5 protein-coding genes are annotated in these 12,884 nt (G+C 44.9%); 2 read left to right on the forward strand and 3 right to left on the reverse strand.

Annotated features, from left to right (window positions below; genetic code table 11):
• Nucleotides 1–3: 3 nt before the first annotated feature.
• Both sov and ruvA read right to left on the reverse strand, forming a co-directional pair.
• A complete protein-coding gene (sov, locus tag QM738_RS17330; protein ID WP_462277987.1) occupies nucleotides 4–7,191 on the reverse strand; it encodes a T9SS outer membrane translocon Sov/SprA in 7,188 nt (2,395 codons plus the stop codon).
• An 85-nt stretch (nucleotides 7,192–7,276) separates the two neighbouring features.
• Nucleotides 7,277–7,861 carry a Holliday junction branch migration protein RuvA gene (gene ruvA, locus QM738_RS17335; protein WP_462277988.1) on the reverse strand — a complete coding sequence of 195 codons (585 nt, stop codon included), beginning with the start codon at nucleotides 7,859–7,861 and terminating at the stop codon, nucleotides 7,277–7,279.
• A 203-nt stretch (nucleotides 7,862–8,064) separates the two neighbouring features.
• On the opposite strand from ruvA, the gene QM738_RS17340 reads away from it, so the two are divergent.
• Nucleotides 8,065–9,060 carry a beta-ketoacyl-ACP synthase III gene (locus QM738_RS17340; protein WP_462277989.1) on the forward strand — a complete coding sequence of 332 codons (996 nt, stop codon included), beginning with the start codon at nucleotides 8,065–8,067 and terminating at the stop codon, nucleotides 9,058–9,060.
• A 190-nt stretch (nucleotides 9,061–9,250) separates the two neighbouring features.
• Nucleotides 9,251–11,650: a S8 family serine peptidase gene (locus QM738_RS17345; RefSeq protein ID WP_462277990.1), complete on the forward strand. Its 2,400-nt coding sequence runs from the start codon at nucleotides 9,251–9,253 to the stop codon at nucleotides 11,648–11,650.
• 10 nt (nucleotides 11,651–11,660) lie between these two features.
• On the opposite strand, the gene QM738_RS17350 is transcribed toward QM738_RS17345, so the two are convergent.
• Nucleotides 11,661–12,857, reverse strand: coding sequence for an RsmB/NOP family class I SAM-dependent RNA methyltransferase (locus tag QM738_RS17350; RefSeq protein WP_462277991.1), 1,197 nt, complete (start codon nucleotides 12,855–12,857; stop codon nucleotides 11,661–11,663).
• Nucleotides 12,858–12,884: the final 27 nt, after the last annotated feature.

Here is a 12,884-nt window from a genome sequence, read left to right on the forward strand (position 1 = left end):
TTATTATTGTGCCAGCGATACATTTACCTTAACCCCTGCCGTGGTATTGGTAATAGGCGCACTGGATGAAACATAAGGGATCACCCTTCTTTGTGTAAAGTAAAACTGCAGTTGCACCCTGTTGCTGAGTGTGTAATCTACTGTTGGCAAGATCGTGATCTCTTTACTCCCTAATGTGGCAAAACTATTATCCTGGTCCAGGCGGCTGTTGGATGTAACATTATCCCTTATCCTGAAATCAAGGCGGAAGTTGATCTCGTTTTCCAACCTTCCATTCCCTTTCGGGCTCAGAAATTTAGGCAGCTTCAATCCTCCCAACAACTTCATACCTCTTTTACGATACCCGGCCACAACATTAAACTCCGTAGAACGCACTTCACTTAACTGATAATCGATCAAGCTTAAACTCAACTGCCTTGTTTTGGCATATTCAAATTTAAACTGGAACTGGTTGGTGAACATCATATCCACTCCCAAAAGCGGACTAAACTGTTCGCCGATGGAAACGTTCGGCACCAGGAAGTAGGGCACAAAATTCTTTGATATGGTATCGTAGAATGATGGGTAACCATATTTGGATACGTCCTGGTACAGCAGTGAAGACGTAAAGCCATTCATGCTGAGGTTGCCGGTATAGCCATGTGATAAAGAGAAATTGGTAAATATCTTGTCCAGGCCTTTAACACGGCTCAATCCGTTATAATCCACTTTCCAGTTAAGTTTTGGAATGATATCGCGGAATGGATTTGATTTGATGTTGGCATTATTCTGCTTGATCAATGAAACCGAGTTGGGATCTTTACCGGTATATGCAGCAATGAATGCAGGTACCAAAACATCCACAGCATATCTACCATATCCGTAGTAGAAACCATCTGCACCCACCTGCCCGTTCGTGTATGGGTTAGCTTTACCCAGCCTTTGAGATAGTATCACACGGTAGTCCTGGAATTTTTTGAATGTTTCTGATATCCTGTTGGGATCATATTTTTCAAACAGTGTTTTGTAAGCAATAAAGCTGATATCAAAGCCGCCACTTGCATAAGGGTTCAGGTGACCGAATTTCGGGTTGGTTCCACCACTTGTATCAGCATAGCGGAATGTTTCTGAATAGTCCTTATTGAAAGATTTTTTGATATTCAATGTGATCATCAGGTCCTTAACCGGTTCCAGCTGCGCTGTTGCAGTAATGGTTTGATTAAAGTTTTGCGTGAACAATGAATTGAAGGTGCTGTCTTTGGTGATCAGTCCTTTTTTAGCCGCATTATTGAGCCAGTTCGTATCCGGCTGTCGCCCGAGCACAAAATCGAGTCCGGGCTGCATACTCCTCCAGTTCTGCCCAACATATTGCGTACTGTCGGTATAGCCCGGCAGGCGGGTATTGGCATTTTCCGAAATGGTGGCATTTACCTGTTTAAGGCTGGTAAGCAGTTTGCCCAGTATCTTTCCGCCGGTGCCCACATAAGGCATTGCAGTGCGGTCAATTATCTTACGGGTCTTGATCACCTTCTGGCCTTTTTTATTTAAGACCGTATCTTTTACTTTGGTAATACGGTTCCTCCATTTTTCCCTGTCATCTTTATTGGATGGTTGTTCCAGCTGGCGCAACCATTTTGATTTTTGATAGAGCCTGGTAAAATCCAGTATCGCGGTTCCTTCCTTCTGCTGACCATTTTCAATAATATTACCCAGGTTTACCGCCAGCCTGGACGCACCCACCCAGCTATAAGTGGCCTGGTAGCTGGCATTGAGCGTGGTCCAGTCCAGCAGCGGGAATTTTGCAGTAGGCAATGTATAGGTAAAGTTGGCAGTATGATTGTACAATGTATTCCTTCCGCCTTTCATAAAGTTCTTCCATACACTGTCTTTCTTTTCCTTGGTATCCAGTCTTCCTGCCGGTTCGTCTATCCTTGAATTATTTGTTGCGGTAAAATCAAAATTCAATGACTTGGTAAAATTCCAGCGCAGGATATAATCCCTCTGGAACACGAAGTATTTATCGTAGGTTTCAGGAATGGCGTATTTGGAAGATCCTACGCTTCTTGGCCTTACGGCACCGAACTGGCGGTTTATATCGGCCCTGAAACTTAAAGTAGATGGGAATGGATTGAAATTAAATTCCTTCACCAGGTCGAACCAGTGTGTCTTTGTTTTCCTGAATATACGCTTGAACGGCTCAATACTTTTTTGCTGCGGCGTAAACAGGTAGCCGAAACTTCCATGATGCTTGGTCACTTCATCACTTTCGATCAAAGGATTGTGCCGCTTGGTATTGAGATAAGAGTAGCTTACATCAAAATTGGAAATATCGTAGATCTTCGGTTTGCCCGATCCCGTTTTGTTTTTCCGCACATTGGTAAAGCTTAAACTGGTGGTGGAATTAAAATCAATAGCGTCGTTCCGGATAGAATCCCTTTTGGATTTATCAGCAGCTTTTAATTTGTCCTTCAGTTTGATGTCCATATCGTATGGATCATACTCCGGCATACTTACGCTTTGCGAATAGCTGGCAAATACAGGAATGGAGATAGCCGCTCTTTTAGGCAACAGTTTACCCAGCTCCAGGTTGGCTGATACGTCAAACTGTGTAAGATTATCGCGGTATCTTTCATTCACTCTTTGTTCCAGCGTACCAAAGCCGGCTGTATGCACATTACCTGAAATGGACAGGGTTCCAAGGTCGGCCAATGTCATATCCACCCTGCCCAATGCAGCGTATCCGCCGCTTTCATCAATTGATATCAGCCTTAATTCATTTACCCAAACTTCGCCGCAGGTGGCTACATCCTGGTAACTGTTCTCAACACTGATGAGTACGCCGCGTATCTCGGCAAGGTTGGGGCTGCCTATTACCGCATACTGCTGACCGTTAGATTGCATCTGGCTGTATATCTGTGTTACCAGCGCCAACGGGTCAGAATTTCTTTTCTGCTTCAGTTTTACCAATGTCTGCAGGTCCACATCCAGCGAATTGCTTGGTACCCACAAGGTATCATTATAAGCCCTTGAATTAGGATCCATACCGGCTGCATTAAGACTGGTCAAATTCAGTGGTATCCTTATCTGGTAATAGTTATTTACAAAATCGGTTCCTATACGTATCACCGCCGTCAGGTCCTTATCGTTCAGTGTAGTGGTGGCATTTTTCTTTTCTGCGTGTATATACATGGCCAGCCTGCGGTACTGGCGAAGGTCCCTGTTGGCAAAGGTTTGGAACACACCTCTTGAATCACCCTTACCCAGGTTACAGAACTGCAGGCTCATACTCTGTTCGTTCTGCAGCAGGGTAACGCCGTTGCTGCTGAGGGTTTGCTGCCTTTCAATATCTGCGGGTGTGCGGTAAGGCAATGGAGAGCGTTTATCGTTCTCTTCGATATTAACTGCGCCTACTGTAAAATCAGCTGCAGTGATGATAGGAGCATATTGGCCCGATGTATCGATCTTGTATTTGAAATTACGCCATACATTTCTTGTAAGCTGTAATTCTGCAAAACGCAGGGTTACACTGTCATCAAACCCGGTAAGGAACATCCTGATAAAACGTATCGATTTAAAATCGGGGATATTGCCTATTTTACTGTCGTACTCATCAATAGGAATACGGAACTGGTACCAGGTCTCGTTCCTGCTGGTGCCATCGGGCAGGCCGGTAATGGGCACTGTTTTTTTATCTACAATAAAGTTGGTACCAATGGCCATTTCGCTGGCGTTGGCCGGTTTGATATCTACTATGTACTGGAAGTATTCTTCTGTCTGGTTTAATGTATTGTCCCTGTTCAGGTCTTCTGCATCAGGATACAGAGTAGACGCTGTGGTAAAAGTTTCATCTCCAGCAATAGGCGAGTTGCCCTGCGGGTTATTGTAATTCTTATAACGGCCAAGGATACCCAGGTTTTGCTGATCATAATCATTGCCCCTGTAATTATGGTAATTATCGGCAGAAGGATCTTTCAATGCATCCAGGTAGGCTTTTGAACCGGCGCCATAAGTATTTCTTAACTGGGTCAGGTAAGTGGCTCTCCTGTTCACTTCGGCTGTATCATCCAATCCATCCAGACCCACATCCTGATAAGCCCTGTCTTCGGTATTATTACTAAAGGCATTGGTTACCTGTATCGGGTTACGTGGCACACGGCCCCAGTTAGAATTATCCACCGGTGAGGGTGCATTGGGGGTATTCAATCCATTTTCGTAAAAACGTTTACCATCCTTTAAAATATCTTCCGAAACATTGCCCAGGTTAAAATACAGTTTACCACCGGTTGAATTAACTGCATTAGGCCTTTTAGGAGAATTGATATAAGGATCCTGCATCCAGAATTCTATGAACTGGATATTGCTTGTTTCAAAATCGGTCTGATCGAGACTGCGCATTAAACCACCCCAGCGCTGCGTCGGGTTTTTAAGTTTGCCGTTGCCACTTGGGTCCAGGTTGGCATCGTCGTAGTTATAAGGTCCTTTATCGGTTGGATAATACGTCAGGTCAAAAGTCTGCAAATAGCTTTCTCCAAAGCCGGTGGTCCTTTCGGGGAATATTTCTTTTTGATACACCTGGCGCACCCTTGGATCACTCAGTTCCACCCTGTCACTCGCCAAAGGATTATTTACACCTTTGTACTGCTGCAGGGTTTGTTCTATCTGGTACCAGGATATCTTGGCCCTGTTCTTACCATAATTAAGATCATCATTCAAACTGGCTTCCGGAAAGAGTTCCAACGTACTGTTTCTTGCAGTGGCACCTTTAGGCGTAGAAGCCAAAGCCCATATATTTTGCGGAAAGCGCAGGTCGATACCCGATTTGCTGCTTTCAAAATCGTCGATATAGGATGTTCCGTTAGAACCCTTACCAATCTGCGGCGCATGGCCCGGTTTTAAAAAGGCTACTTCACCAAATGCGTTGATGCTGGATGGCGCCGTGGTTTGATAGAACGGCAATTTGTCCAGCAACTTGGTAAGGCGCGGCATATCCCTGCGGTAGTTCACATCCAGCCCGTACATGGTATTACGGATAGGATCATCGCCCAGGTTGGTCTTATTAAAGAAAGGCCTTTCGCCCAGGCGCACCATAGTACCACCAAACGAAAGCTGCTCTTTTGCTGTATTCTTGGCATTATAATCAAAACGCAGCCCCAGGTAATTGCGCTGCTGCAGGCCAAACGATGCGTTGTTCTCGTAATTCACCTGTATCGGCAATCCCGAATTGATGATAGAAGTATTAATGATCTTGATCGTTCCCAGGTCGTAGTTGATATCATAATCCAGCCCTTCGGTCAACACCCTTCCACCGGCAGTAACGGTTACGGACCCACGAGGAATATTGTAGCCGATACTGATATCTGACGAACCGGATATTTTTGCCGACCCTTTAAGTTCAAAACGGTTGAGATTGGGATACTGCTGCGCCACGGCCTTTATAGAATCATAGAGGGCGTAATACAGTGTATCTTTTATGGTAGGCGAATTGGGGTTGGTATAAATGCCTTTTGCAAGGTCCCGCCCAAAAGGCTCCAGCACCGGGAACATTACCCTGCTGTATTGTGAGAATACCGTGTATCCTTCCACGTAGTCAAACACACCATCCGGCTGAGGGTCCAGTTGGTTATTCAGTCTGTCCAGGTTGATCAATGAAATGATAGGGAAACCGGCGTTCTTATTACCAAATGGTACATAACGTTTCAAACCAAGGCCCGGTTCCTGGTACAATACGTCCAGTTTAAAATCGGTGGGCGTTAAACTACCATAACCAATTGCATAAACGTTCTTCATCATCAGTCCCCAGATGGGCTGGCTGGGCCTTTGCGAAGTGGCTTTTAATAATTTGAGGAACAATATTTTTTGCGTGGCCGAAGCACTGTCCGGTGGCAGATCCTGTGAGAACTCACCTACCTGGAATATCTTTCCGTTGTAAGAATACTGGTAGGCTACTGCCAGCACATCATCAGTTTGCAGCGGCTGGTTCAGCGAAATGAAACCCACTTTCGGGTGAAAGGTATATTGTGTAGAGTCCAGTTTGCGGGCAAAGGTTTTTTCAAAATCCTGTACCGGTTGCAATCCCATGGTGATAAGATTATTGTACACCTGTGCAGGATCGCGGTTGCCGGAGTTGGACACCACCTGCGAATAAAGAATGTTGCTGCCATTAGTAGGTATGCCCGGGTTGGCCAGGTTACCATCTTCGCCCAGGTTGGCCAATCCCACCACATCACGGGTATCGGTAGTCGCGCCGGTTTTGTTGGTAACCCACACTTCCATGCGCAATATCTGTATGGGGGCAGTTACTGCAGGCAGGTTTTGCATTACCTTATTAAAATTGGCTTTGAAGTATTGCGCTGCCAGGAAGTGGCGGTTCTCTTCGTATTCATCGGCCTTTACCTCGAATAATTGTGAGGAGGTATTACCCTGCAGGTTGGCCGTTTGGCGTTGCGATTTTTGATTGGCCAGTACCGTAGTGATAAAGAATTTGCCAAACTGCAACTGCAGCTTTACACCAAATAATTGCTGGGCGCCGGGTATCAAGGTACTGCGGCTGGGAAAGGATACATTACCCAGTTCAAAACGTTTTACGATCTCATCATCCAGCCCGGTATAATCCAGTTTCAGCTGGTTATCCTGCCCAAAGTTGGCCTGTGTATTATAGCTGATGGGGAATTTAAGTTTACCGCCGATATCTGCATTCACATTCAATTGCGACTGCATGTCAAAATCGAAGCCGCCGTTCTTACGGGCTCTTTCCGGTAAGGTGGGATTTTTAATATTCTGTCCCTGGTAACCTGCGGTAACGTTCACATTACCCTGTGGTGTTATATTGATCTTACCGTTGCCAAAAAGCCGGTTGAACAGGTTATCGTAGATGGATAATTTGGGCTGTATCTTTCCCCTGTTAAGAATGGAAGTAACATTGGCCCTTTTCCTGAAATATTCTACTTCGGCCTGGCGTGCCCTCAGCTGCCAGTATTCTTCAAACGAATAGGTGGTGGGGGTACGGTAATATTTATTGCCGATCTTTTCGTAAATGGTGTACCTTTTTGTTACCGGGTCGTAGGATACGGAGTCGGTAATGTTGGAAGGCATTTTAAGATCATAGGTGCTCTGGTTGGGGTCACTCAAAGGATCACCCCTCCTGTCGCTGATAGGGAATCGGAGACCAGGATCTTGTGCAGCAGCTTTTTGTACAGTAAATAGCAACAGCATTACTGACAGTACCCCACAGCAGATTATTTTCGGAAAAAATTTTCTAATAAGCAACATCCGGTAAATCAATTAACGTAGAGTTCTGTCAAATGGCTTTTAAGGCTTTTTTAATTAAATCTTCTAATTTAGATACAGATGGTTCTGCAAGGATAATTTTTTGGATGGATTGCTCTGCCTGTTGCCTTGAGATACCTAAGGCAACCAGGGCATCTAACGCATCCTGGTTTAAACTATTGCCCTTGCCTGATGAAATTGTTTCGCTCACCGGCTGTTTGCTCAATTTGTCCTTAAGCTCCAGCACCAAACGCTCGGCTGTTTTTTTCCCTATCCCCTTGACGCTTTCGAGCAGCTTAACGTTGCTTTGCACGATGGCCCGGCTCACTTCTTCGGGTTTTAGGGAGGACAGCATCATCCTTGCGGTAGCTGCACCAACCCCCGAAACGCTTATCAACAATAAAAAAATGTCTTTTTCGGCTTTTTCAAAAAAGCCATACAATACATGCCCGTCTTCCTTTACCTGCAAATGGGTAAACAACTTACCCTGCTCTAGGCCCTGTATATGAGAATAAGTGTGCAGGCTGATATTTACTTCGTACCCAACACCATTTACATCTACATAAACCTGCGCCGGGGTTTTATCGGTAAACCTGCCTTGTAAGTATGCGTACATTTAGTTAGTTCTGAGTTAGTAGTTGTTAGTTAGTAAGTTCAGAAATGCAGCACTTTATTACAATGAGCACCACCCTTTACTTTTACATAGCGAAAATAGGAATATTTTGTGAGCATCGCTGTTAAAATACGGATAGATGTTTTTTATGTACTTTTGCTCTCTTTAAATTTTATTATAACCTGTTAAAAAACCGCTGAATTTACATGCAGAAGATTACCGCAGCCATTACCGCCGTTGGAGGATATGTACCCGAATACAGGCTTACCAATAAGGAACTGGAAACCATCGTGGATACCAATGATGAATGGATCCGCACCCGTACCGGCATTGAAGAAAGAAGGATATTAAAAGGCGAAGGGCTGGGCAGCAGCGATATGGGCGTTCCGGCTGTGCTGGAACTTTGCAAAAAAAGAGGCATCGAACCAACTGATATTGATTGCCTGATCTGTGCCACCGTTACACCAGATATGGTGTTTCCTGCCACTGCCAACGTGATCTGCGATAAGATCGGCGCTGTGAACGCTTTTGGATTTGACATCAGCGCCGCCTGCTCGGGCTTTTTATACGCTTTAACCACCGGCGCCAGCTTTATTGAAAGCGGCCGCTACAAAAATGTAGTGGTGGTGGGCGTTGATAAAATGAGCAGCATCATCGATTACAGCGACCGTACCACCTGTATCATTTTTGGCGATGGCGCCGGCGCCGTTTTGCTGGAACCCAATAATGAAGGCAATGGCGTGCTGGACAGCATTTTAAAAAGTGATGGCAGCGGCCGCAATTACCTGCACATGAAGGCGGGTGGTTCTGCCAAACCTGCTACTGTGGAAACCGTACTGGCCAAAGAACATTTTGTATACCAGGAAGGACAGGCCGTTTTTAAATTTGCCGTAAAGGGCATGGCCGATGTGAGTTATGAATTAATGCAGCGCAATAACCTGACCGCCGATGATATTGCCTGGCTGGTACCGCACCAGGCCAACCTGCGCATTATTGATGCCACGGCCAACCGCATGAGCCTGCCGAAAGAAAAAGTAATGATCAATATTCAGAAATATGGCAATACCACGGCCGGTACTTTGCCGCTCTGCCTGTGGGACTGGGAAAAACAGTTGAAAAAAGGCGACAACATCATCCTGGCTGCATTTGGCGGCGGCTTTACCTGGGGCGCCACCTGGTTAAAATGGGCTTACAACAGTTAAAAAGCAAAACATACCGATATTTAAAATATAAAGAAAGCCCTTGCAAGCAAGGGCTTTCTTTATGGAATGACAGCAATAAAGCTTTTGAATGCTGCGTTTTTAATCATCTGCGGCTCATTTTAGCAGCGTGTGTTTCAAACCGGGGTTTCGTATCATATTAAGTATATTTGTATCGCTGAATTTATTAACTATGAAAAAAACAATTCTACTATCCATACTGCTTACTGTTTTTGCTGTTGCAGGTTTTTCTCAAACCAGGTTTGTGGTGCGGCTGAAAGACAAAGGCACCAGCCCCTACTCGCTCAGCAATCCTTCTGCTTATCTTACCAACAGGGCCATTCAACGGCGTACAAGATATAATATCCCGATCGACTCTACTGATCTGCCCATTACGCCGCGTTATATCGACAGTATCCGGTTGGCCGGTGCAGTTACTATTTTAAATACTTCCAAATGGCTGAACCAGGTGGCTATACAAACCACCGATGCAGCAGCTATTTCTAAAATAAATTCTTTTCCTTTTGTAATTGGCGCCAGCCCTATTGCTTCGCTGGTGCAGCCTGTAATTACACCGGTAAATAAAAAACTGGATGCGGAGAACAGTAATGGTGGTGGAGATCCCACACCGCAGAACACGGTGAACGATTATTACAGTTATGGCCAGTCGTTCGGGCAGGTGCACCTGCACAATGGTGAGTTTTTACACAACCGTGGGTTCCGGGGAGAAAATATGCAGATGGCCATACTGGATGCTGGTTTTTATCATTATTTAAGTTTACCAACATTTGACAGTATACGCAATAACAACCAGGTGCTGGGTACATGGGATTTTGTGGCCGGTAATGCCAGTGTGGACGAAGATCATACACACGGTATGAACTGCCTGAGCATTATTGCTGCGAATATGCCCGGCGTTTTTATGGGCACTGCGCCTAAAACCTCTTTTTATTTATACCGCACCGAAGATGCTGCTACCGAATACCCGATAGAAGAACAGAACTGGGCTGCCGGTGCCGAAAGGGCGGATAGTCTAGGCGTTGACGTTTGTTCTACCTCATTAGGTTATTTTAGTTTTGATAATGCCGCTTACAATCATACCTATGCTGATATGGATGGCAATACTACCATTATTGCAAAAGCTGCTGATATGGCCGCAAAAAAAGGTATGTTGATAGTTGTGGCTGCGGGTAATGAAGGCACCAGCAGCTGGCATTATATTACTACTCCTGCCGATGGCGACAGTGTGATGGCAGTGGGCGCCGTTAGTACTACCGGTGTGGTGGGCACTTTCAGCAGTTATGGCCCCAGCAGCGATGGACAGGTAAAACCTTCTGTGGCGGCCGTGGGTGTAAATGCCATAATAGCCAATGCTGCCAATGGTCAGCCAAGTACCGGAAGCGGAACATCTTTTGCCTGCCCCAATATGGCAGGTTTAAGCACCTGTTTATGGCAGGCTTTCCCAGAAGTAAACAGCATGACGATCATCAATACCCTGCAGCAGGCGGCAGACAGGGCAGCGAATCCTGACAACCGTACCGGTTATGGTATACCCGATATGAAAAAAGCTTTTGTACTACTGATGCGCCAGCTGCATACTTACCAGGCCAGCGTGGGCAGTTGCAAGACCAGCCTGCAATGGAATGTAAAAACAGACTCAGCGATCACTGTTGCGGTAGAAAGAAAATTAAGTACGGATATTAATTATGTTGGGTTAAACACACAAACATCTACCGGTGGTTTTGCCGCAAGAAATTTTTCGTACACAGATGATCTTACTAATATTACCAGTACCACCATCAAATACCGCATTAAAGTAACGATTGCTGCCGATACATTTTTTTATCTTGATTCATCAACAGTGAATTTTGTACCAAGGCCAAACCTCGGTGCGGATAAAGCTATCACCCGCTGCAGCGACAGCAGTTTGAATTTAATTCCTTTGTACACCACTACCGGGTTAACAACAGCATGGACCTTAAATACCATCAATGTACCGAACCCATCGGCAGTAAACACTTCGGGTATCTATCAACTGATCGGCACCAATACTTCCGGTTGTACGGATACGGCATTGGTTAACCTGAACTTTATTCAGAAACCCAACCTGGGTGCAGATAAGAATGTGGGAAAATGTACCGACAGCAGCTTTAATCTTACCACACTGTTTACCACAACAGGTTTAACCAGTACGTGGACGATCGGTGGCTCCCCTGTTACTACTCCCGCAGCTGTGACTGTTACCGGCACTTATCAATTGATCGTGGTAAATGCATCCGGTTGTTCAGATACTGCATTGGTTACTTTAAGCAATGATGCACAGCTTTGCCCGCCTATTATTGAAAAGATCATCATCAGCCCCAACCCTGCAACCGATAAACTAAATGTGCTGGTGGCTAAAAGAAATGCCGTGTCGGTGGAAATTGTGATACATGGTACCAGTGGTCAAAAAGTGTACAGCAAGGTTTACCAGCAGGCGGCAGGTTCTCAAACCTATACCATACCTGTTAAGCAAATGGCTGCAGGTATATACTATGTAAGCATCTATATCAATGGTAAAAAAGAAACTGTGAAAGAAATCATGAAGCGGTAAGAATTGCTTATTAAGGCTTGGTAAAAACAGCCACGAACATAGAATCAGCTTTTATATTGTAACCTTTTAATAATTCCATCTGCAGCAATTGCAGGTGGAATTTTTCTTTTATAAAGTTGGCCACATCTTCATTCTCTTTTTTAAAAACCGAGCAGGTAATATAGAACAGCAGGCCGCCGGTTTGAAGGTACGGTATTACGTTGGATACGATCTGTTGCTGCCTTGCTGCAAAATCGTCAATAGCGGTTTCCTTAAAATAAAACAGGTTTTCCGGTGTGCGGCTCCAGGTACCGCTACCGGTGCAGGGCGCATCGCATACAATCATTTGATAACTGCCCAGGGGCATGGTGCCTTGCGTTCCTTTTGTGGCCAGTTCGGGGAATTTAAAAGCAGGATCGGTAAGATCGGCCAAAAAGTAATTGTAATTCTTTATCCCGGCTTTATTGAAACGCTGGTGCAGGTTGAGCAAGATAGTCAAGCGTATATCCGACACTGTTAGTTCAACATTTCTTTTCAAGGTATCGAACAATAAAATGGATTTACCACCGCTGGCAGCGCAGCAATCCCAGGCTGTTACAGCATTCTTTTCTAAAGTAAAATGCTGTAAAAAATTAAATACCTGTTGCGAATTATAATCCTGTATCACAGCTTCCCGGTCGGTCTCTATCACATCATCCAATTTGGTGGCATTGGACAATGCAATACAATCTTCCTCCAGCAGCGTTAACGGTATCTTGGCCTTTTGCAGCTTTTGCACCACTATATTCTTTTTATTAGGCCGTACTCTTAAAAAAAGCTTGGGCTGTTGCAAGAATGAAGTACAGTAACTGGTATGGTTAACCGCAGCAGAAAGCTGCTGTTTGTAAGGGAATATCTTATTTACATCCAGCTGCAGGAATGCTATTTTTTCTTCCAGTGGTCTGGCGATCCATTCGTCCCATTCGGGCCGGATGAAATGGATCACTTCATTGTGACTGCTTTCGCTTAAGAACAGCGCTGCCAGTATGTTCTCTTCCAGTGGCCCATCGGCAGCCGCTTTACCAAAACGGAAATATGCGTAGCAGAGTGATGCAATATATTTCCGGTCTTTAGAACCGTATTTTTTATTAGCGCCGAAGAATTTTTTTAAATAGATAGACAGGGGCTCCTGTCCCTGGTACATTTCGATGATATTGCCGGTAGTATTTAAATAGGATTGATACCGCATTTATACAAAATACAAAAAATAAAAGCC

The sequence above is a fragment of the Ferruginibacter sp. genome (genome assembly GCF_049840995.1).
Lineage (GTDB): Bacteria > Bacteroidota > Bacteroidia > Chitinophagales > Chitinophagaceae > Ferruginibacter.